Origin of the sequence: Paenibacillus sp. P32E, assembly GCF_001909085.1 — a bacterium.
GTDB lineage: Bacteria > Bacillota > Bacilli > Paenibacillales > Paenibacillaceae > Paenibacillus_AQ > Paenibacillus_AQ helianthi.
On the sequence record NZ_LVYY01000057.1, the window covers coordinates 168058 to 190948 of the forward strand.

Annotated in this window: 24 protein-coding genes; all 24 read left to right on the plus strand. The window is 47.0% G+C overall.

Annotated elements, in window-relative coordinates; genetic code table 11:
- Positions 1-2: 2 nt before the first annotated feature.
- The 24 genes from fliG (at position 3) to A3848_RS27130 (ending at position 22881) form a co-directional block, all read left to right on the plus strand.
- A complete protein-coding gene (gene fliG / locus A3848_RS27015) occupies positions 3-1019 on the plus strand; it encodes a flagellar motor switch protein FliG (protein WP_074088093.1) in 1017 nt (338 codons plus the stop codon).
- Positions 1012-1863, plus strand: a complete 852-nt coding sequence (locus A3848_RS27020) for a FliH/SctL family protein (RefSeq protein ID WP_074088095.1) — start codon at positions 1012-1014, stop codon at positions 1861-1863. The genes fliG and A3848_RS27020 overlap by 8 nt, the downstream gene beginning before the upstream one ends.
- Complete coding sequence (fliI, locus tag A3848_RS27025) at positions 1844-3169, plus strand: flagellar protein export ATPase FliI (RefSeq protein ID WP_074088096.1); 1326 nt, start codon at positions 1844-1846, stop codon at positions 3167-3169. Before A3848_RS27020 ends, fliI begins: the two co-directional genes overlap by 20 nt.
- A 6-nt stretch (positions 3170-3175) precedes the next feature.
- A complete protein-coding gene (gene fliJ, locus A3848_RS27030) occupies positions 3176-3619 on the plus strand; it encodes a flagellar export protein FliJ (protein ID WP_074088097.1) in 444 nt (147 codons plus the stop codon).
- A gap of 18 nt (positions 3620-3637) precedes the next feature.
- Positions 3638-4585 (plus strand): MotE family protein, encoded by a 948-nt coding sequence (locus A3848_RS27035; protein ID WP_256702564.1) that lies wholly within the window; start codon positions 3638-3640, stop codon positions 4583-4585.
- A gap of 205 nt (positions 4586-4790) precedes the next feature.
- Positions 4791-6122: a flagellar hook-length control protein FliK gene (locus A3848_RS27040; RefSeq protein WP_178382090.1), complete on the plus strand. Its 1332-nt coding sequence runs from the start codon at positions 4791-4793 to the stop codon at positions 6120-6122.
- 24 nt (positions 6123-6146) lie between these two features.
- On the plus strand, positions 6147-6632 hold the full coding sequence (gene flgD / locus A3848_RS27045) for a flagellar hook assembly protein FlgD (RefSeq protein WP_074088100.1): 486 nt from the start codon (positions 6147-6149) through the stop codon (positions 6630-6632).
- Complete coding sequence (locus A3848_RS27050; protein WP_074088101.1) at positions 6629-7012, plus strand: TIGR02530 family flagellar biosynthesis protein; 384 nt, start codon at positions 6629-6631, stop codon at positions 7010-7012. Before flgD ends, A3848_RS27050 begins: the two co-directional genes overlap by 4 nt.
- Positions 7013-7132: 120 nt before the next feature.
- Positions 7133-7951 carry a flagellar basal body rod protein FlgG gene (gene flgG / locus A3848_RS27055; protein WP_074088103.1) on the plus strand — a complete coding sequence of 273 codons (819 nt, stop codon included), beginning with the start codon at positions 7133-7135 and terminating at the stop codon, positions 7949-7951.
- A 121-nt stretch (positions 7952-8072) separates the two neighbouring features.
- Positions 8073-8297 (plus strand): flagellar FlbD family protein, encoded by a 225-nt coding sequence (locus A3848_RS27060; protein ID WP_074088105.1) that lies wholly within the window; start codon positions 8073-8075, stop codon positions 8295-8297.
- Positions 8294-8761, plus strand: coding sequence for a flagellar basal body-associated FliL family protein (locus tag A3848_RS27065; RefSeq protein WP_074088107.1), 468 nt, complete (start codon positions 8294-8296; stop codon positions 8759-8761). Before A3848_RS27060 ends, A3848_RS27065 begins: the two co-directional genes overlap by 4 nt.
- A 38-nt stretch (positions 8762-8799) precedes the next feature.
- On the plus strand, positions 8800-9798 hold the full coding sequence (gene fliM, locus A3848_RS27070; RefSeq protein ID WP_074088109.1) for a flagellar motor switch protein FliM: 999 nt from the start codon (positions 8800-8802) through the stop codon (positions 9796-9798).
- Complete coding sequence (gene fliY / locus A3848_RS27075) at positions 9788-11083, plus strand: flagellar motor switch phosphatase FliY (protein ID WP_074088111.1); 1296 nt, start codon at positions 9788-9790, stop codon at positions 11081-11083. The genes fliM and fliY overlap by 11 nt, the downstream gene beginning before the upstream one ends.
- A gap of 27 nt (positions 11084-11110) precedes the next feature.
- Positions 11111-11476: a response regulator gene (locus A3848_RS27080; protein ID WP_019910416.1), complete on the plus strand. Its 366-nt coding sequence runs from the start codon at positions 11111-11113 to the stop codon at positions 11474-11476.
- Between the two features lie 9 nt (positions 11477-11485).
- Positions 11486-12016: a flagellar biosynthetic protein FliO gene (locus A3848_RS27085; RefSeq protein WP_074088113.1), complete on the plus strand. Its 531-nt coding sequence runs from the start codon at positions 11486-11488 to the stop codon at positions 12014-12016.
- A complete protein-coding gene (gene fliP / locus A3848_RS27090; RefSeq protein WP_074088115.1) occupies positions 12013-12777 on the plus strand; it encodes a flagellar type III secretion system pore protein FliP in 765 nt (254 codons plus the stop codon). The genes A3848_RS27085 and fliP overlap by 4 nt, the downstream gene beginning before the upstream one ends.
- A 22-nt stretch (positions 12778-12799) precedes the next feature.
- On the plus strand, positions 12800-13069 hold the full coding sequence (fliQ, locus tag A3848_RS27095) for a flagellar biosynthesis protein FliQ (protein ID WP_074088117.1): 270 nt from the start codon (positions 12800-12802) through the stop codon (positions 13067-13069).
- 10 nt (positions 13070-13079) lie between these two features.
- Positions 13080-13865, plus strand: a complete 786-nt coding sequence (gene fliR, locus A3848_RS27100) for a flagellar biosynthetic protein FliR (protein WP_074088119.1) — start codon at positions 13080-13082, stop codon at positions 13863-13865.
- 21 nt (positions 13866-13886) lie between these two features.
- Entirely contained in the window at positions 13887-14981 is a 1095-nt protein-coding gene (gene flhB / locus A3848_RS27105) for a flagellar biosynthesis protein FlhB (protein ID WP_074088120.1), read from the plus strand.
- 21 nt (positions 14982-15002) lie between these two features.
- Complete coding sequence (gene flhA, locus A3848_RS27110; RefSeq protein WP_074088122.1) at positions 15003-17036, plus strand: flagellar biosynthesis protein FlhA; 2034 nt, start codon at positions 15003-15005, stop codon at positions 17034-17036.
- Positions 17033-18454: a flagellar biosynthesis GTPase FlhF gene (flhF, locus tag A3848_RS27115; RefSeq protein ID WP_074088123.1), complete on the plus strand. Its 1422-nt coding sequence runs from the start codon at positions 17033-17035 to the stop codon at positions 18452-18454. The genes flhA and flhF overlap by 4 nt, the downstream gene beginning before the upstream one ends.
- Entirely contained in the window at positions 18451-19332 is an 882-nt protein-coding gene (locus A3848_RS27120; protein WP_074088124.1) for a MinD/ParA family protein, read from the plus strand. Before flhF ends, A3848_RS27120 begins: the two co-directional genes overlap by 4 nt.
- 35 nt (positions 19333-19367) lie before the next feature.
- Complete coding sequence (locus A3848_RS27125) at positions 19368-20768, plus strand: protein-glutamate methylesterase/protein-glutamine glutaminase (protein ID WP_074088125.1); 1401 nt, start codon at positions 19368-19370, stop codon at positions 20766-20768.
- A 34-nt stretch (positions 20769-20802) separates the two neighbouring features.
- Positions 20803-22881, plus strand: coding sequence for a chemotaxis protein CheA (locus A3848_RS27130; protein WP_074088127.1), 2079 nt, complete (start codon positions 20803-20805; stop codon positions 22879-22881).
- Positions 22882-22891: the final 10 nt, after the last annotated feature.

Genomic DNA, 22891 nt, shown 5'->3' on the forward strand with positions numbered 1-22891 from the left:
TAATGGCAAAAGCCGCTCAGCAGGTGCTTAGCGGCCGTCAAAAGGCGGCTATCCTGCTAATCACACTTGGGCCCGAGGTATCGGCGCAAATATTTAAACATCTGAGGGACGAGGAGATCGAACAGCTGACTCTGGAAATCGCCAATGTCCGCAAGGTAGACAGTTCGGAAAAAGAGTCCATTATGGCTGAGTTTCATCAAATCTGTCTCGCTCAGGAATATATATCGCAAGGCGGTATCAATTACGCCAAAGAGATTTTGGAGAAAGCGCTTGGCTCGACTAAGGCGATGGAGGTTATCAACCGCCTGACGGCAACACTTCAGGTACGGCCGTTCGATTTTGCCCGTAAGGCTGATCCGAACCAAATCCTGAACTTTATCCAGAATGAAAATGTACAGACGATAGCGCTTGTGTTGTCTTATCTGCAATTTGAACAGGCGGCATCCATTCTGTCTTCGCTTCCACAGGAGAAGCAAGCTGAAGTGGCCAGAAGAATTGCAATTATGGACAGCACCTCTCCTGAGGTAGTCACACAAATTGAGCGGGTGCTGGAGCAAAAGCTGTCTGCTACAGTAACGCAGGACTACACTAATGCCGGCGGTATAGAATCGATCGTCCAGATCCTGAATGGTGTTGACCGCGGTACAGAGCGCACGATTCTGGATTCACTGGAGATTCAGGATCCAGAGCTTGCCGAAGAAATCAAAAAACGGATGTTCGTGTTCGAGGATATCGTCAATGTGGACAATCGTTCGATCCAGCGAATTATCCGCGACATCGAAAATGCGGATTTGCAGTTGGCTCTCAAGGTGGCCAGCGAGGAAGTACGGGATGTTATTTTCCGCAACATGTCCAAGCGTATGGCCGAAACCTTCCGCGAGGAAATGGAATATATGGGTCCGGTACGGCTGCGTGATGTTGAGGAAGCTCAGACCCGCATCGTAGGCACGATCCGCAGACTCGAAGAATCAGGTGAAATAATCATCGCCCGTGGTGGAGGAGATGACATCATTGTCTAGGCTGATCAAACATTCACAATATGTTCCGGTTGATGTACTGAAACGGCTGGAACAAGCCAGACAGCATGCAGGTCTGGATGAGGAGCCCACTGCCTCTGATGAAGCGACAGGTGAGGTGCATATTCAGGACTCTGCCAAGGAAGCGGCGGAACAGGCCCGTAAGCAAATGCTGAAGGATGCACAGGAGTTTGCTGAAGGACAGGTCAGAAACGCAGCGCAGGAAGCAGAGAATATTGTGGAATCGGCTCGGACAGAGGCTGAAGAATGGTGGCGGCAGCGCAGGGAGCAGGATGAGCATCTTGTAGAGGCTGTCAAATCCGAGGCTTATCAGCAGGGTTATCAGGAAGGGCTTGCGCAGGCTGAACAGGAAATGTCGCTTAAGCTGGCTGAAATCATGGAGGAAGCAAGACAAGTCCTTCAGGATGCCTACCGCGCCAAAGAAGTTATTATTCAAGAGGCTGAGCCCTTTTTGGTAGAACTCAGCTGTGATATAGCTGAGAAAATTGTGGACAAGCAACTGACTGTGGAGCCGCAATTTGCAATGGATCTGATCCGCAAGAATCTTGCCCGCAAGCGCGAGCAGGGGCTGATCTCCCTATGTGTGTCACCTGCGCAGTTCTCCTTTGTGAATGCAGCTAGGGAAGAACTGGCTATGGCGGTTGATTCGCAGGCGGAACTGCAAATACTCCCTGATTCAACCGTTAGGGATCATGGTTGTGTAATCCGCTCATCTTTTGGCAGTATTGATGCACGAATTGATACACAGCTTGCCGAAATCAAAAAAGAACTGATTCGAATAGCACTGGATACCGATGAGAACAGAAATGGGGAAGAGGATGCTTGACAGCGGACGGTATAAGGAGCAATTGCGGAATTTTGACCCTGTCAGAATCAACGGGAAAGTCACCCAGGTGATTGGACTAATGGTCGAGTCGGAAGGGCCGGATGCCAGCATAGGTGATGTATGCTACATCTACCCGGCCAAAGGCAATAAGCCGCTACAGGCTGAAGTTGTTGGCTTTCGCGATAACAAGGTGCTGCTGATGCCGCTCGGAGAGCTGCAAGCCATCGGACCAGGCTGTGATGTGGTTGGAACTGGCAAACCGCTTAGTGTACAAGTGGGTTCTGAGTTACTTGGCAAGGTGCTTGACGGTTTGGGACAGCCGCTTGATGGTTCACTTATACCGGCACGAATGCCACACAGCTCAACATTCAACATTCCATCGAATCCATTAAACCGCCCACGGGTTCATGAACCCATCAGTATCGGAGTTAGAGCGATCGACGGGTTGCTTACCATAGGTAAAGGCCAGCGGGTGGGTATCTTTGCGGGATCAGGGGTTGGCAAGAGCACACTAATGGGTATGATTGCACGCAATACGTCAGCTGACGTAAACGTGATTGCCTTGATCGGAGAACGGGGCAGAGAGGTGCTGGATTTCATTGAACGCGATCTTGGACCAGAAGGTCTCCAGCGCTCAGTCGTTGTTGTCGCTACTTCTGACCAGCCCGCACTTATCCGCATCAAGGGTGCCCTTATTGCCACAACGATTGCTGAATATTTTCGTGACCGCGGCTTGAATGTCATGCTGATGATGGATTCGGTCACACGATATGCCATGGCACAGCGGGAGGTTGGGCTGGCAGTTGGTGAACCTCCTGCGATGAGGGGCTATACCCCTTCAGTATTCGCAAGTTTGCCGAAGCTGCTAGAAAGAGCCGGAACAGGGCCTTCGGGATCGATCACTGCATTCTACACAGTTCTTGTAGACGGTGACGATATGAATGAGCCTATTGCAGACGCAGTTAGAGGGATTCTGGATGGTCATATTGTGTTGAACCGGAATATCGCCAATAAGGGTCACTTCCCAGCCATAGATGTACTCTCAAGCATCAGCCGAGTGATGAAGGATATCGCTCCCGAGGAACAGATTGCTGCAGCCGAGAATGTAAAACGGCTTATGGCTGTGTATAAAGATTCAGAGGATTTAATTAACATCGGTGCCTATCAGAGAGGCTCCAATGCCCAAATCGACGAATCAATGCACTATATCGACAGCATTTGGAATTTCACCAAGCAGAAGGTGAATGAGAAGGTCACGCTAGCCGAAGTCCAAGAGTCTTTAATTTCTCAGTTCTCAAGGAGTTGATTGATAGTGAGATTCCATTATACTTTTCAAAAAGTTGTGGACTTGAAAGCAAATGAAAAAACACAGGCAGAGTGGTTGCTCTCAAGCGCACTCGGAGAACTGCAGGCCCAGGAGAAAAGTCTTGAAGACTTAATTCAGCAACGCCGTGAGCTAATGCAGTCACTTCAGCAAGCCGCTGAACAAAAAACGCCCTTGTCTAAGCTACGAGAAATGCAGGATTATGTGGATTACCTGGATCACTGCATAGCCCGGAAGCATTCAGATATCAGCCGTGCGCATGTTGAAGTACAGCATAAGCAGGACCACCTCAGCACGAAGGTTCTGGATGAAAAGGTGTGGCTGAAGGCCAAAGACAAAGCACAGACCGCTTTTCAGCAGAACATGACTTTACGGGAACAAAACGAACTGGATGAGATGGCTACCGTCCGCTTCGCGATGAAATCCCTCTAACCCAGGAGGTTTCTGCTAGTGGCTAAAAATGAAATGGAATTTGATAACGAAGGGTCAGCCAGTAAATTTGAACGGTTTTTATTTTTAATGATACCAATTATTTTTACACTTGTGCTGCTTGGAGTACTATTGACCCTGTTCAATATGGATATCCGCCAAAATGTGCTTTCGATTGCGAATAAGATTCCTTTTGTGGAGAAGTGGGTTCCTGATCCTAAGCCAACGACTGAAGATGGTGCAAAAACAGATCCGCAGAAGCAATTGAAAGAACAGGCAACGAGCTCGGCAACTACGATTAAGGAATTGAAAAGTCAGTTAGCGGCTCAGGCGGAGCAGCTCAAGAAGTCTAATGAAGACAAGACCGATCAAGTTGCCAAGACAGAAGCGCTGCAAAAACAGATTGACAGCATGAAAGACGAAGCTGCAGCTGCGGAAGCAAAAACAGGGGAATCAGAAGATCCCTATGTGAAACAGGTGACTGAGCTGGCGAAGCTGTATGCAGGCATGAAAGCCTCCAAAGCTGCTCCAATCATGGAGAATTTAACCACGGATGAAATGGTGCAAATCTTCAGTGTAATGAATAATGCGAGCAAAACGGCGATTTTAGAAAAAATGGATCCCAAAAAAGCAGCGGATGTATCCGTGAAGCTAAAGGAAACTACGAATTCAACCGATATGGCTATTGCAGCCCTTCAATCCAGACTGAAGCAGGATGCGGCTGCAACAACGACGGCCAAAACAACAGCCAACCTGGATAAAGAGAAACTAAGCCAGACCTTTACTACAATGCCTGCTGCAGATGCTGCTTCGCTGCTGGGGTCAATGTATACCATTAGCCCTGATAAAGTGATCACAATTCTTAATACGGTAAGTGACAGTGTCCGATCCTCTATTCTTGGGGAGATGACTAAGAAAAATAGCGCACAGACCGCTAAGGTTGTTAACCGGCTGATGGGCGGCAAATAATCCACTTGAGAGGAGGTGAAAAAGAATGAGTTTAGTCGTTCAATCAATGAGTGGCGGTAACACTGCTGTGACTAACGGAACGCCATCTGCGGCAAACGCGGGAACAGCGGCTGCCGGTGGGACCACACCAGTTCTTCCTTTTGCTCAGACTCTTGTTCAGAGCATGGGGGGAGCACAGACCAAAGAAACGTCAGTGCCCGCAGTTTTGGGGAATTTGGCTTCCTTGCTGCAAGGACTTATGAACGCTGTACAAGCAGCTGGTGAAAAAACAGGTACAGGTGCGGAAGATACTGCGAATAGTACCGGGAAGCTACAAGCACTTGCAGAGGATGTAGAGAAGCTGGATGACAGTATAAGCAGTGATCCTTCTTTGATGGCAGCGCTGCAAGGATGGTTGCTCCAGGTATCGGCTTTGTTGTCTGGTAGTACTCCTGCTAATGGAAAAGTCGATACAGAAGCTGGGAACAGCTCTACAGCAGCATTATCCCCACTAGCACAGAACCCGGAGACTTTGCGGTTTGCTGTTCAAGATGAGCTTAACAGCCTTGTTAACCTTATACAGCAATCTGCTGCTGGGGGGGATGCGAAATTAGCCTCAGAGGGTATTGCAATGTTGAACAATTTCACAGCAATCCTTGCAGAAGCGCAGGTCCCAGATGTAAAAGGTAAGCCGGTTAAAACAGCAGTCAGCACAGAAACCTCGCCAGTGGTTTTGACACCATTGTCCGAAACGGAATCCAAAGCTGATCCAAAAGCGAAAGCTCCGGTTTTTACAGACCTTCGTACAATTCAGACAGCTACAGTAAAGACTGAAAATGCTACAACTGCTACCCCTGTTATAACGGCAACGGAAGATGCTGCTGCAGAACTCACTGCAACGCCACTAACCAAAGCAACTGGAACAACTGAAGCTTCTAAGAACGGGGCAATTGCAGAATCGATACCAGGCGCAAAGCCGGTTGAAGAACATAATGAAGTCGTCACTGCAGGACAGTTATCCTTGCGGGGTGGGATTACCGCACCACTTAAGGCAGAGACACCACCAGTTCCGGTCCACCAGTTCGCGCAAGAGATGACTTCGTTTATTACTGGTAAACTGGAAATTGTTAAAAAAGGGGGGGTGGCTGAGGCTTCGATTACGCTGTTTCCGGAGAATCTCGGACAAGTCGATGTAAAGATCACTATGCAAAATGGCCATTTAGTAGCCCAGTTCTTAACGCAGCATACGGGTGCCAAAGATATGCTGGAACAACAGATGAGCCAGTTGAGATCAGCCCTTCAGTCTCAAGGGCTTCAAGTTGAGAAGCTGGAGGTCACTCAGAATAACACACCTTTGCAGTCTCAGTATAATGGTAGTCAGCAGGGTCGTGGAACTGGTTCTGGTGGTCAACAGCAAGAGAAACGTTCCAAGGAACGTACAGAGGAAATTGGAGATGCGGTACTTGCAGCTGAGCTGAACAGTGAATGGAATGAATGGGTTGCAAACACCCAACAGGAAAACCGCTCACAGGGCGGAGGTTTCTCAGCCAAGGCATAACTTAAGACAAGCGAGGTGAAAAAAATGGCATCATCAACTAATCCTATATCAACAAAGGATCAATGGAATTATCAAGTCCCTGACAGCTCGAAAAAAACTACCGGTAATTCAACACTCGGCAAGGACCAGTTCCTGAAGATACTCATTACGCAGCTTCAGAACCAGGACCCTATGCAGCCGATGGAGGATAAGGAATTTATTGCCCAGATGGCCCAATTCTCGTCTGTAGAACAGCTAATGAATATTTCAACACAAATGACAGCGATGAATCAGTCTCTTGGTGCGGTATCTGGTCTGATTGGTAAGGATATCACCTGGACGGATGCAACAACGGAGCAGCCCAAATCAGGGAATGTAGAGTCTATAGTAGTCAGCAGTGGTGTACAGTACGCTGTTGTAGGCAAAGACAGAGTTGCATTATCCGACGTCACGCAAATTAAGAATCCTGTAACGCCAGTGGAGAATGCGGCTGACAATACCGGTTCTGCAGATGGCGGGGCGACATCATGAGCGACAGACTTACAATAGGCCAGCTGTATCCAGCCAGTGTGCACCCGACAACACTTCAGCGGTCAGCAAACGCTAAGAACACTGTGAATTCAGACGTTTCATTTGAAAGTGTGCTGCAGAAGAATATGCTGAAGTTCAGCAATCATGCAGCCAAACGATTGGAACAAAGAGGAATAGAGCTTGGCAGCCGCCAATTGGATCAAATCTCTTCCGCAGTCGATAAGGCAGCCGCCAAAGGCAGCAAAGAATCACTTATATTAATGAAAGACATGGCGTTAATAGTCAGTGTGGCGAACCGAACAGTAGTGACTGCTATGGATGGAAGTTCCATGAAGGACAATGTATTCACACAAATAGATAGTGCAGTTATCATTTCTTGACCGGCCGGTCCTTACTGGAGAGCCGGAATGACCGCCGACCGACTGACGCGGCCATAGCTCAAAACAAGTTTCATACAAATACGGAGTCTAAGAACTCCATTATCCGGGAGGAATTCAATAATGTTAAGATCAATGTACTCAGGTGTTTCAGGTATGCGCGGTTTTCAGACAAAGCTTGACGTTATCGGCAATAACATTGCAAATGTAAACACCATTGGCTTCAAATCAGGGCGTGTGATGTTCAAAGACATCATGAGCCAGACGGTATCCGGAGTAACAGCACCTGTTGATGGAGGTCAGGGTGGTGTGAATGCCAAGCAGATCGGGCTTGGAGTTAGTATTGGTTCTGTTGATACCATGCATTTGGCTGGTAGCGCTATGACCACTAATAATCCGACAGATCTGCGAATTGATGGTGACGGTTTTTTCCTTGTTAAGCTCTCCGATGCACAGGAAACACCATTCCTTACACGTGCCGGTGACTTCCACATGGATGCCAGCCGCAACCTGTTGACCTCGGATGGACTGCATGTGCTTGATTCCAGTGGCCAAGCCATTCAATTAGGTGAAGACGTTACTGCTTTCACAATTGGTTCTGATGGTACAATTATGCAGACAATGGCAGATGGTACTACTCAAGCTGGTGTGCAAATTGGCGTAGCCAAAGTAAGTAATCCTCAAGGTCTTGAAAAGATTGGCGGCAACTTGTATCGGATGACGATGAATGCCAATGCTGATGGAGAACTTACCCCGACTACTGCGAACAATGCTGAAGCGGGGACGGGAGCCATTGTATCCGGCCAACTGGAAATGTCCAACGTGGATCTAACCAGTGAGTTTACAGAAATGATTGTTTCCCAGCGCGGGTTCCAGGCCAACTCCCGCATTATTACGACCTCCGACGAAGTGTTGCAGGAAGTCGTGAACCTCAAGCGTTAATTTGAAAGGCCATAATCAAAAACTTGCTGTACAATAGTAACGTTTCGCCATCTGGTGCAAAGGTTATTGCGAAGTCGTGGGGGAGGAACTCCTCCCCCTATTTTTTGTTAGGAGGCCTGTTATGATTTCGGTAACCAGATTGAATGGAACACCCATGTTTTTAAATGCTTTGTTGGTAGAAATGGTAGAAGAAAGTCCGGATACGTATATTACGCTCGTAACTGGAAAAAGGCTGATCGTGCTGGAAAAGGCCGATGAAGTCATCCGTAAGATCCGTGAGTATAACAGGGACATTGGCACATATGCTGCCACCATTAAAGTCCAGTCAATGGAGGAGCTTTCATGAAAAAGATGCTGCCGTGGCTCATTACAATTCTATTAGCAATAACTCTTATCGTAGTAGCTGCATTTTTACTTATGGATAAGATCTTTCCGAGTGATTCGAACGACGTGAATACGGCAGTTCAGAAGGTTGAGACCAAAAAACTCAGCGCTGATGAGATCGTCGAATTGACTGCACAAATCACCGACATCAAAACTAATCTTGCCGATCCCGATTATATCCTTTCAGTAGACATCGCGTTCCAACTGGATTCAGCGAAGTCCAAGGAAGAATTCGAAAAGATAAAAGCTATAAAAATCACGCCGCTAATTATCAAGGCGATTGCCGATACCAAGCCTGAGGAACTAAATGGGGCAAGCGGCAAAGATCAATTCAGCAGCAAGCTGGTGAATATAATAAATAAGAATTTGACCGAAGGCACTATAACCCAGATCGAATTCACTAAATTCATTTTGGCTTCCATGTAGCTGCTGAAGGATTATTCTTTGATAGGGGGGTGATTGAATTGGTTGATGTACTATCACAAAACGAAATTGATGCTCTGCTTGCCGCTCTTTCATCCGGTGAAATGGATGCTGACGAACTTAAAAAAGAAGAAACCCAGAAAAAAATCCGCTCTTATGATTTCAAACGGGCTGTACGTTTTTCAAAAGACCATATCCGAAGCTTAACCCGGATACACGATAACTTTGCCCGCTATCTTACGACCTACTTTTCGGCCCAATTGCGCACCTTCGTACAGATCAATGTCGTTCAAGTAGAGCAGCTCCCTTATGATGAGTTTATCCGCTCCATTCCGAAGATGACGATCTTAAATATTTTTGAAGCTGAACCGCTTGAAGGCCGGATGGTAATGGAAGTGCATCCGAATATAGCCTTTGCCATGCTGGATAGACTGCTAGGCGGCTTTGGTACGGCACCTTCCAAAATCAATGCTTTGACTGAAATTGAAACCACTATAATGGAGAGGATTTTCAGCAGATGCTTTGAAAGTCTGCAGGAAGCCTGGAAGACAGTGCTTGATATCAATCCCCGCATGGAGGCTTTGGAGACAAATCCTCAATTCATGCAAATCGTATCGCCCAATGAGACCATTGCACTTATTTCCTTAAGTACCAAAATTGGCGATACAACGGGGATGATCAACCTGTGTATACCTCACGTTGTTCTTGAACCTATCATGTCCAGGCTGTCGGTACACCAATGGTTTGTTTCTGAAAAAAAGGCGCGTGATGAAGTTGAGCTTGAGGCAATCCGGGCGAGAGTTCATAGAGCGCAGCTGCCGATTGTGGCAGAGTTGGGTGAATCGAGTCTATCCATTGCTGAATTTCTCGGGCTCAGCGTCGGCGACGTGATTTCTCTCAACAGGACTGTGGATTCAGGACTGTCAATCAAGGTGGGGGACAAGCTGAAATTCATCGGAAGTCCTGGGATGATTAAAGAGCGTGTAGCTGTGCAAATAGACGAGATAGTCAGCGAAGGAGTTGAAGATTTTGACGAGTAAAGATTATTTGTCCCAAGAAGAAATAGATGCTCTGCTCAGACAGTCTGCAGAAGGATCGCTAGCTCCCTCGACGAAGACGGTGGATGATTACTTGACACCCTTTGAACAGGACGCACTGGGAGAGATCGGGAATATCACATTCGGGAGTGCAGCTACAGCGCTGTCCACCCTTCTGGGTAAGAAAGTAGATATCACCACTCCTGAAGTATCCATTATCACCCGCGGAGAGTTCGAAGAGGCTTTTCCAAAACCTCATGTTGCGGTACATGTACAATATGTAGATGGTTTTCAGGGCATCAATTCATTGGTCATTAAAATCAGGGATGCACAGGTTATTGCAGATCTGATGCTTGGTGGTGAAGGGGATCCAAAGGATGAAGAGCTGAATGAAATTCACATCAGTGCTGTTCAGGAAGCGATGAACCAAATGATGGGTTCTTCGGCTACATCCATGTCTACTATCTTCAATCGCTTCGTGAATATTTCCCCTCCGGGAATCGACATTTTGAATATGTCCAGCGGAGAAGGCGTAGGCAGTCTTCCGGATGATGAGACACTTATACAGATTTCATTCCGGCTCAAGATTGGGGATTTGATTGATTCCACCATTATGCAGCTGCTCCCGGTGCAATTCGCCAAAGATATGGTGACTATGCTTCTGGGAGATGTGTCGCAATCGGATCAGGAGACGGCAGCAGCAGCGGTAGAAGCGCCGCCTAAGCCAGCAGCAGCTCCGGAACCTCCGGTAGCGCCTCCGGTGCAGCAAACCCCTCCAGTACAGCCTGGAGCAGTTCCACCGCCATATCCACCTCAGGGTATGCCGCCGTATCCGGGAATGCCGGAGGGAGGTTATTATTATCCTCCAGCAGGAATGCCAGCTTATGGAATGCCGCCTTATGGAATGCCACCTCAAGGTATGCCATACCAACAGGCTCCGCCCCAGCAGCCCGCTCCTAACCGCAATGTAAATGTACAACCGGTGCAGTTTGCCAACTTAAGCAACGGCGCCTTTGGTAATATTGATGAAAATAATTTAAATTTATTGATGGACATACCACTGAGAGTAACCGTAGAATTAGGAAGGACCCAGAAGCAGATCAAAGATATTCTGGAAATGTCGCAAGGCTCAATCATTGAGTTGGACAAACTTGCCGGTGAACCTGTAGACATCCTGGTTAACAACAAGCTTATTGCCAAAGGGGAAGTCGTAGTTATCGACGAAAACTTCGGAGTTCGCGTTACGGATATCGTCAGCCAGTGGGACCGAATTCAAAAATTACAATAAAGCATACTTAGGGAGGATTTTGTAAAAATGGCTAACCGAATTCTAATCGTGGACGATGCAGCATTTATGAGAATGATGATCCGTGACATTTTGTCGAAAAACGGATTTGAGGTTGTGGGTGAAGCCCAGGACGGGTCGCAGGCTATTGAGAAATTCAAGGAACTGCGTCCTGATTTGATCACGATGGATATCACCATGCCTGAAATGGACGGAATTGCCGCCCTTAAAGAAATCAAAAAAGTAGATGCCAACGCCAAAGTCATCATGTGTTCTGCCATGGGTCAGCAGGCTATGGTTATTGATGCAATTCAAGCGGGTGCCAAGGACTTTATTGTGAAGCCTTTCCAGGCAGACCGTGTTATTGAAGCGATTAATAAAACACTGGGTGTGTAATAAGAAATCATGCCAGTCACTGTAGAGCCGCATCTGGGAACGGGTAACAATCTGCTGAATCTTTTAAATGTTATTTTTGTCCTTGCGGTAATTGTTGTGCTCATAGTGCTGCTTATCCGTTTTCTGGGACGCCGTAATCAGACTCTGATGAGTGGGCGTTCCATCCGTACACTAGGCGCTTTGGGTCTTGGACCTAACAAGTCCATACAAATTATTGAGCTCGGAGGCAGCCTCTATCTGATCGGGGTCGGTGAGAATATATCCATGATGGATAAAATCACCGACCCGGCTGAGGTAGCGTTGATCATTTCGGCATTTGAGGATCAAACTTCAGGACAGAATAACTTTCTTGCGCCGCTCGTGGCCAAGATAAGAGCCAAATTCCGTGGAGAAGTACCATCACAGGAAATTGAACTTAGTGAAACATCCTCTTTTTACGAGACACTGCAATCCAAACTTGCGCTGGCACCTGAACGTAAGGAGAAAATGGAAGAGCTGCTTCGTGATGATGTACTCAAGGATGAGTCGAGGGATTTATGAAAAATAAACTGATTCTTTCATTTATACTGCTTGTTGCATTCAGTGCTCTGCTGATGCACCCCGTTCATGCTGATCCTATTCCTAACATTGATATTAAGGTTGGAGGCAGTAACGGTTCTAGCGGCGGTACCAGTTCCATCTCTATACTGCTTCTTGTAACAGTTTTGAGTGTGGCTCCGGCTTTTCTAGTGCTAATGACTAGTTTCACTCGGATTGTCATTGTTCTGGGCTTTGTCAGAACCTCGCTCGGTACTCAGCAGATGCCTCCCAACCAGGTGCTTGTAGGATTGGCGTTGTTCTTAACGCTCTTCATCATGTCACCGACACTTGCAACGGTAAACGAGACGGCGCTGCAGCCGTACATGAAGGGGACAATTACCCAGACCGAGGCGCTTAACAAAGCAGCAGATCCAATGAAGGCGTTTATGTTCAAACAGACCAACACCAAAGATTTGTTGTTATTCATGAATTATACCGGCAACAATGCTTCGGTTAAGCCTGCGTCATACAGCGACATCCCATTGACGGTGATCGTGCCTGCCTTTGCCATCGGAGAGATGAAAAAAGCTTTTACCATGGGATTTATGATTTTTATACCTTTTCTAATTATAGATATTGTGGTAGCCAGCACCCTGATGGCTATGGGGATGATGATGCTGCCTCCGGTAATGATTTCATTACCATTCAAAATAATGCTCTTTGTACTGGTAGACGGGTGGTACTTAGTCGTTAAATCACTGCTGTTAAGTTTTAACACCTGAGATTCAAGAGGAGGCATAAGGGATGAATGCGGACTTTATTATCGGTCTAGCCGGCCAAGCCGTATATTTGGTGCTCGAAACCAGTGCTCCCATGCTGATTCTTGGTCTGGTGGTAGGACTGATTGTCAGTATTTTTCAAGCAACAACGCAAATTCAGGAGCAAACCTTGGCGTTTGTTCCCAAAATTGTTGCTGTGCTGCTTGCTCTGCTCTTGTTCGGACCGTGGATTATCACGAAACTGGTGGATTTCACCAGCCAAATTTTGGGCAATCTCAATATGTACATCGGTTAATTAGATGAATATGGAAACCTTGCTGCAAAGTATTCCCGTCTTTCTGTTGATTTTTTGTCGAATTTCCGCTTTTTTTGTTGTAGTACCGGTATTCTCTTCTCAAAGTGTGCCACCCACCTTCAAAATTGGGCTTTCTTTTTTTGTAGCCATGGTTGTCTTTAGCTCAGGTGGAACAGGAATTACCGTGCCGCAGGATCTCACTTATATTCTGTTAATTGCCCGGGAAGTTTTAATCGGACTATTGCTGGGTTTTATTGGGTATTTGATGTTTATGGCGATTCAAACCGCTGGTTCATTCATTGATATTCAGATTGGATTCGGGATTGCGAATGTAATTGATCCTATGACTGGAGCGTCCGCACCGATTATCGGTAACTTCAAGTATATGATTGCTCTGCTGATGTTCCTGAGTATGAATGGTCATCACTACCTGTTGGACGCGATCGTATACAGTTACAAATGGGTGCCGATAGATAATGATCTGTTCATTAAAATGATAGATGGAAGCCTTTCGGAGTTCTTTGTCCGTACATTTGCACAATCCTTTATTTTGGCTTTCCAGATGTCAGCACCTTTAGTGACGGCATTATTTCTTACAGATGTGGGGCTTGCATTTCTGGCTAGGACCGCACCGCAATATAATGTATTCGTCATCGGGGTGCCTCTCAAAATTATTGTTGGCCTTGCGCTGCTTCTTATTCTGATGCCGGGTCTGGCTATGCTGTTCCAGAATCTCTTCGACATTATGTTTGAGTCCATGCACAATGTGCTGGGCCTGATAGGGAAGAGTCCTTAGGTGGCTGATAGGGGGAGAGCTATGCCGAAGACGAGACGTTATAAGCTTAATCTTCAGCATTTTGGGGGAGACAAGACGGAAAAAGCTACCCCGAAGAAACGGCAAGACGCCCGTAAAAAGGGTCAGGTGGCCAAAAGTGCCGAACTGTCTGGGGCAGTTGTGCTTTTATCAGCATTGTTAACTTTGTCTTTGTTTGGCGGCTTCATGAAAGAACGGTTCATCACACTGTATACAGATGTTTTTCAGAACCGGATGATGATGGAAGTGACTCCGGAAAATGTATCTGATATGTTCAATCACTATGGCATTCAAATCTTGATTTTATTGGCTCCTTTGCTGGGTATTACGTTTGTATTGGCTCTGGTGGCAAATTTGGCGCAGGTTGGTTTTATGGCAACGGGGGAAGGAATTACACCCAAATTCAGCAAAATCAATCCGATAAAAGGTTTCAAAAATATTTTCTCCATGCGTTCCTTTGTGGAGTTTTTGAAATCCATCTTCAAACTCATGCTGATTGCTTATCTGGTTTACAGTACACTTTGGGGACAAAAGGAGAGCTTTGCTGCATTGTCTCATGTCAATGCCGAAGGCGTGTATCGGTTCGCTGCCAAGCTCGTAATGAGCCTCGGCATCAAAATTGGAGCGGCTCTGTTAATCATGGCGGCTCTTGATTATATCTACCAGAAATATGAGCACGAAAAAAGTCTTAAGATGTCAAAGCAGGATATCAAGGATGAGTACAAAAAAATGGAAGGCGATCCCATCATCAAAGGCAAGATCAGGGAACGCCAGCGAAGAATGGCTATGCAGCGCATGATGCAAGAGGTACCCAAAGCGGATGTTATTATTACTAATCCTACGCACTTTGCAGTCGCTTTGAAATACGACGGTTCTAAAATGGAAGCTCCGCAGATTATTGCTAAAGGCCAGGATTATGTAGCGCTTCGAATCCGTGAGTTGGCCAAAGAGCATGGTGTTATGACTATGGAGAACAAACCGCTCGCGCGGGCGTTGTTTCAAAGAGCGGAGATTGGTGATGTAGTTCCTGCAGACCTATTCCAGGCGGTTGCAGAAGTACTCGCTTATGTATACAAGCTTAAAGGTAAAAGGAGATAAGTCGGGGGAGGTTCACGGACATTGAAAGCTAGAGATCTAACAGTTCTACTGGGTGTTATCGGTATTGTGCTTATGATGATTCTGCCCATCCCGGCTTGGCTTCTGGATGTTCTGCTAATTATCAATATATCAATTGCCTTAACCATCATCTTAGTAGCAATGAATACAAAGGATCCGCTGCAGTTCTCGATTTTCCCCTCGCTACTGTTGATCACAACACTATTCCGGCTTGCGCTGAACATTTCTACGACCAAACTGATTCTTTCCAGTGGTCATGCAGGTGAAGTAGTAGCCACGTTCGGAAGTTGGATTGCCCGGGGACAAATTGCAATAGGTTTTGTTGTCTTCCTTATTCTGGTGGTAGTTCAGTTCATAGTTATCACTAAGGGTTCAGAACGGGTTGCTGAGGTAGGCGCCCGCTTTACACTCGATGCAATGCCCGGTAAACAGATGAGTATTGATGCTGATTTGAATGCGGGGATGATTAATGAACAGCAAGCCCGGGAGCGCAGACGTAATGTTGAACGTGAAGCGGACTTCTTCGGGGCAATGGATGGTGCGAGTAAATTCGTCAAGGGTGATGCTATCGCAAGTATAATTATCCTGCTGATCAACCTGATCGGCGGGTTTATTATCGGAGTATCTATTCACGGACTTCCTTTTAAGGATGCACTGTCAACATACTCTGTACTTACGATCGGGGATGGTCTGGTCAGCCAGATTCCGGCACTGCTTATCTCTACTGCCTCGGGTCTGATTGTTACCCGCGCGGCATCTGAGGGCAATCTGGCAGAGGATTTGACGGGTCAGCTCCTGTCCTACCCTAAGCTTCTGTACATTGTTGCTGTAACCATTGCTTTTCTGGGATTCTTCACACCTATTACCGTGATGTCTACACTGCCGCTTGCTGGCTTAATGGGATATGCAGCTTATAGCATGAGCCAAAAAGCCAACCGCAAGCAAATTGCAGAAGAACAGCTGGTTGAAGAAAAACAGATAGAGGAAGTACGCAGTCCGGAGAGTGTAATCAACTTACTGACTGTAGATCCGATTGAATTTGAGTTTGGATACGGACTTATTCCTCTGGCAGATACAGGACAAGGCGGCGATTTACTAGACCGGATTATCATGATCAGACGGCAATGTGCCTTAGAGATGGGTCTGGTAGTTCCTGTAATTCGCATTCGCGACAATATTCAACTAAAACCGAATGAATATGTTATAAAAATTAAAGGAAATAACGTTGGCGGTGGTGAATTATTACTTAATCACTATCTGGCTATGAGTCCTGGGTATGATGATGAGTCGATTCATGGCATCGAGACAGTGGAACCGTCATTTGGTTTGCCAGCGTTGTGGATTGACGAGTCTGTCAAGGAAAGGGCGGAATTATCGGGATATACGGTAGTGGATCCCCCTTCTGTAGTAGCTACTCATTTGACTGAACTTATCAAACGTTATGGGCACGAACTGCTTGGACGACAGGAGACCAAACAACTGGTGGACAATCTCCGCGAGAATTATCCAGTACTTGTGGATGAGTTGATTCCTTCTGTTTTGGCTATTGGGGATGTACAGAAGGTATTAGGCAAGCTGCTGCGTGAGAAAATATCCATCCGCGATTTGGTAACTATTTTCGAAACATTAGCTGATTATGGTACCTATACCAAAGACCCTGATATTCTGACAGAGTATGTCCGTCAATCGCTGTCCAGACAAATTACCCAACAATTCTCACAGGCTGGAGAGACGTTGCGGGTCATCACAGTCGGACCCAATCTGGAAAAGAAAATTTCGGAAAGTGTGCAGCAGACGGAACAGGGTAGCTATCTTGCGCTGGATCCAGTCTCGACACAGACAGTGTACCAGCGCCTCACTGAACAAATTAACCGTCTTCTTCAATCCGGACAGCAGCCTATCGTGCTCACTTCTCCAACGATACGGATGTATTTGCGTCAAGTGATTGAACGGACAATGCAGGACATTCCAGTATTGTCTTACAGTGAGCTGGAGCCTAATATTGAAATTCAGAGCGTTGGGGTGGTGAATCTATGAGAGTGAAGCGTTATGTGGTCGATACGATGCCTGACGCCATGCATTCCATCCGCACCGAGCTGGGAAGCGACGCCGTCATCCTAAGTACCAAAGAGGTCAAAGTTGGCGGTTTCATGGGAATGTTCAAAAAGAAAAAGATCGAGGTTGTCGCGGCTGTTGAGGACGCTCAAAAGCCGGGTGCATCTGGGAAAAAACCAGCAGCTCCCCAGAGCATTCCGCGTAGCGCAGTTCCCCAAGCATATCTGAAAGCCGCTGCAGCTTCTTCTGCAGTAGCAGCAGGTGGTGCAAATGAATCTGTGGCTTTGGCATCCTCCTCGGCGAACGAGGCAGCAGCGAAACGGGCATTTGCCGAGATCGCCGCTGCCTTGTCTGATGCATCAGAGAATAGAGGGGCTGTAGCAGTACTGCCTGCCGTTGAAGACGAAGAGGATGAAATCTTCATTGAACCTCAATCTGCTCTGCCTATTAACAATTATCCCAGCATGTCGTCTATAGATGAGGCAAGGGGTAAGGATACTGTTGCAGCAACATCAACTGGCTTGGAGGGTGAGGTGCTCAGGGAAATTCGCGATATGAAACAGTGGATGGAGCGGATCGCCCGGTATTCTTCAGGCGCTGTTGAGCTTCCAGAACAGTTGGAGCAACTGAGGGATCAACTGATTGAACAGGAGACAGATGTCGTTCTGGTAGATGAATGGATCAGTAATATTTTTGAGCAATGGAGTGAGGAAGGCCGTACTTGGCTTCCGCAACAGTTTGCTGAGATGCTTGAAACTCAGGTGGAAGGATTTTTGTCCGGACGCATTGCAAACGGAATTGCACCTGATACACGGATTGTCTACATCGCAGGACCTACGGGTGTAGGGAAAACAACTACGATTGCTAAGTTAGCTGCAGAGCAGCTTTTCAAGCAAGGGCGTAAGGTAGGTTTAATAACCTCCGATACGTATCGTATCTCGGCAGTTGAGCAGCTTCGTACTTATGCGGCTATATTAAATATGCCTCTAGAAGTTGTTCAGTCACCGGGTGATCTGCAGAGGGCGTTGTTCCGTTTGGAAGGCTGCGATCTGGTATTAATGGACACGGCAGGCCGCAATTACCGTAACGAAATGCTGGTTGCAGAACTTCAGAGCCTGCTGGCCAGGGAGCTTAAGAGTGAAACTTTTCTGGTGCTCAGTCTTACATCAAAAAGCCGCGATATGAAGAAAATTGCCGAGCATTTCGGCCGATATCAGCTGGATAAAGTCATCTTTACCAAGCTTGATGAGACTGGAACCTATGGCCCGCTTTTCAATGTTTTGAATGATTTTCCGCTTAAGCTTTCATATATTACCAACGGTCAGAATGTTCCTGATGATCTGCTGTTGGCTACCAAAGAGCAGATCAGCGGGATGATTTTGGGAACAGGAGGCGTATGATGGATCAGGCGCAATCCCTGAGACAGCTTGTGTCCAGCCAGGAGCCCAAACGATCATCCGGTGGAGGAACATCAGCCCGGATTATCACCGTCTGCAGTGGGAAGGGTGGTGTCGGAAAATCGAATTTCACCTTGAACTTTGCGCTTGCACTTCAAGCGATGGGCAAGAGAGTGTTATTGTTCGATGCCGATATTGGTATGGCCAATATAGATGTGCTTATGGGGGTGTCAGCCAGATATAATCTCTATCATTTACTGAAAAGAGAGGCGGACATCAGCCAGATCATTCAGAAAGGCCCCAGTGGGCTTCCTTTTATCGCAGGCGGTTCGGGAATGGATGAGCTTTTTTCGCTCTCCGAGGGTGACTTAAGCTATTTTACAGACCAGATTGCCGGGATTGCAGACTCGATGGATTTTATCCTGTTTGATACTGGAGCCGGACTCTCTAAAGAGACGATGAAATTCATCACTTCAGCAGATGACTGCCTAGTGGTGACTACACCTGAGCCAACTGCAATAACTGATGCTTATGCACTGATTAAGGTAGTGAATAACTCATATCCTGATGTTTCATTTAAGCTGATAGTTAATCAGGCAGGGGATGAGAAAGAGGCAACTGGAACCAGCGATAAAATTCGCATGGCAGCCAGCCGTTTTTTGCAGCTGGAGATTACTTTTCTCGGATTTATCAGCAGTGATACTCATGTGGTACAGGCAGTGAAGAAGCAAATTCCATTCTCAGTGGCTTTTCCGAACAGTGCGGCAGCCAAAGATGTACACCGGCTTGCGCTAAGCTATTTGGCCGCAGATTCGGCAGACACCACTAAAGTACAAGGCATCAAGGGATTTATCAGCAGGTGGTTGAAGCGAAAACATTAATTGTTCTGAATTTGAGGAACAGAGGTGGAAATGGTATGAAGCCATATCGAGTTTTGGTTGTTGATGATTCTGCGTTTATGCGCAAAATTATTTCCGATTTGATTGAAAATGATGCTAACTTTCAGGTAGCGGCTACGGCTGCTAACGGCCGTGAAGCCATTGACAAAGTAAATGAGCTTTCTCCGGATCTTGTAACCATGGATGTTGAAATGCCGGAGATGAATGGCCTGGAGGCGCTGAAAATAATCATGGCACAGCGTCCGTTGCCGGTAATTATGCTCTCTGGCATCAATGAAGAGGGGATGAAGGAAACCATTCTGGCTCTGGAATGGGGGGCATTTGACTTTATACGCAAACCGTCCATTTCGAACTCACAGGATATTATTTCTGTGGGAGTAGCGCTCAGGGAGCAAATGAATGAGGCTATGCTTGCCCGTAAGCAGCGGGAAGCCAGAGCTTCTGCATATAAGACGCCTGAGCTTCCGGCTGCAGATGTGCCTTCAGTACCTGAGCCGATGCAGAGTCCTGCCAAACGGATAATGGAGCCGATCAAGAAGTTTCCGGATCCTGCAAGTAAATTAGTGGAGAAACCAAAGGTAAAGCCGGAAATGAACCTTGCACCAGACAAGAACAAGGGCAAAAGTTCACCTGGAAGAACAGCTCCAGAGAGTGGTTCTCCGCAATTGGGGGCCAAATCGGCGGCTGCACTTTCTAAACCGGCATCTGATACAATGAAAAACCGTTCCAAGGAGGAAGCTAAACCGGCATTACCGGATTCAAAACCGGTACCTCAGACATCAACCGGTGCCAGGAATGACCCTCCTTCCGTTGCTGGGGACCGCAAGTCCTCGTATACAGGTTTGAGCAAGCTGGTTGCTGTTGGTTGTTCCACAGGAGGACCAAGAGCTTTAAAAGAATTCCTCGAACATATTCCTGCTGATTTCCCAGCACCGATTGTTATTGTGCAGCATATGCCGCCCAATTTCACCAAGTCGCTGGCACAAAGGCTCAATACGTTCAGCCCCCTTGAAGTTTCAGAAGCAGAACAGGGAATGATTCTGCGTAAGGGGGCGGCATATATTGCTCCTGGCGGTTATCATATGAGGGTTGTTCCGGCAGCAGGAGGCCAGTATTCGATTGATCTGACTTTGGGAGAAGCCCGAAATGGACATCGTCCTTCAGTGGATACACTCTTCGAATCCATACTCCCTTATACCTCACTGGAGCGGCACGCAGTGATTATGACAGGGATGGGAAGCGATGGTGCCAAAATGATGAAATCTCTTTATGATTCGGGTGTAACTTCCACCTTTGCTGAGAGCGAAGAAACCTGTGTGGTTTACGGTATGCCGCGTTCCGCTGTGGAGTTGCATTGTGTAAGACATATCCTGCCGTTGCAAGAAATTGCTCCAAGGCTGGTACAAGCCGTTAAATAACGGAAAAGTGAACTTGAAGGGGAGGTGCTCGTTAGTGGACATGAACCAGTATTTATCCATGTTTATTGATGAGTCAAATGATCATCTGCAGTCATTGAACGAAAGTATGATGGGGCTTGAAGCAAATCCTGAAGACCTGAGCATTGTGCAGGTCATTTTCCGCTCAGCACATACTTTAAAGGGTATGGCAGCTACAATGGGCTTTGAAGATTTGGCTTCACTTACACACCAAATGGAAAATGTTCTGGATTTAGTGCGCAATAACAAGCTGCGGATGCAGGATTTCATTTTTGACACGCTGTTCAAGAGTCTGGACGCCCTTGAATCCATGGTTGAGGATATTACGGGTGGTGGAGCAGGCAAAGCCGATGTATCGGCTATTGTCGCTTCATTGCAGGCAATTGTCCGCGGTGAGATCCCGACTGCTGCCGGTGCTGCGTCTGAAGCTACAGCAGCAGCGGCTCCAAAGGCTGCAGACGCTCCCGTATTCCTTGATGAGTTTCAATACTCGGTCCTGGAGCAGTCGCTCCAGGAAGGCCACAAGGTGCTGTACGTTGATGTTGCAATCCGTAAGGACTGCCAGCTCAAAGCAGTGCGGGCATATATGGTCTTTGATCTTCTCGAACGTTCGGGCGAGGTGGTCAAATCCTTCCCTTCGGTTCAGGATATAGAGCAGGAGAAATTCGAACATAGTTTCTCCCTCTATTACATAACCCAGAAGGAAGCAAGTGAAATTCAGGCGATGATCCTGAATCTGTCTGAGATCGAGAAGGTCACTGCGGTTGCACTTGATCAAGAATCACTGCGTCAAATGGGTCAGGAAACGGTGGCAGCTACTTCAGAAGCACCTGCACCTGTCAAAGCATCAGAACCTGCTGTGGGCAACGGGAATGCATCTCCTGCAGCTGCTGCTCATGCCAAAGAAGAGAGCAAAGCTGCTCCAGCGAGAACTGGAGGCGCGCCTTCACGGACCATCCGTGTAGACATTGAACGCCTTGATGTATTGATGAATCTGTTCAGCGAACTCTTGATTGACCGTGTTCGGCTAGAACAGCTTGCTTCAGAAGTCCAGAACGGAGACCTGACAGAAACGGTCGAACACATGAGCAGGGTCAGCGGTGATCTTCAGAACATTGTTATGAAGTTGCGCATGGTTCCTGTTGATACCGTATTTAACCGTTTTCCGCGCATGGTTCGGGATCTGGCCAAATCATTGGATAAGAAAATTGATCTGGTGGTTACTGGTGCTGAGACTGAACTCGACCGCACGGTTATCGATGAGATCGGCGATCCACTAGTACACTTGCTGCGAAATGCTGTAGATCATGGTGTTGAAGGTATACAGGAACGTTTAGCTGCCGGTAAGTCCGATACAGGAACAGTTAACCTGCGGGCATTTCATAGTGGCAACCATGTATTTATCGAAATCGAAGATGACGGCGCTGGAATCAATCCGCAAAAGATTTTGCAGTCGGCGATAAAAAAAGGCATTCTTACCCAAGAACAAGCATCGAATTATTCCGATGATGAGGCAATACAACTCTTGTTCGCTCCGGGATTCAGTACCGCAGAGGTTATCTCCGATGTGTCGGGCCGCGGTGTGGGACTGGATGTCGTCAAATCAAAAATCACCTCATTGGGCGGGAATGTGGTGATTTACTCCACTCAAGGTAAAGGTACCAATTTCTCTGTTCAGCTCCCACTGACTTTGTCCATTATCGCAGCAATGCTTGTGCGTTTGGGTTCAGAGAAATATGCAATTCCGCTCTCGTCCATTGTAGAAACTGGCATTGTGAAGCAGTCCCAGATCAGGACAATTCACGGTAACAAAATGCTGGAATTCCGCAACAGCCACATTCCGCTGGTTTCGCTTAGCAAGATCTTCTCTATACCGGATTATGATGAAAGCACGGAAGAGGAGACTGAAATCGTGGTGATTCGCAAGGGAGAACGTCTGGTCGCCCTCGCAGTTCAAGATTTTATTGGGCAGAACGAAATTGTGATCAAGAATCTGGGCAAGTATTTGCCGGAGGTTCAAGGCATTTCAGGTGCTACTATTCTCGGTGACGGACAAGTTGCACTCATTATCGATCCGAACGCTTTTATTAAATAATTTAGGATAG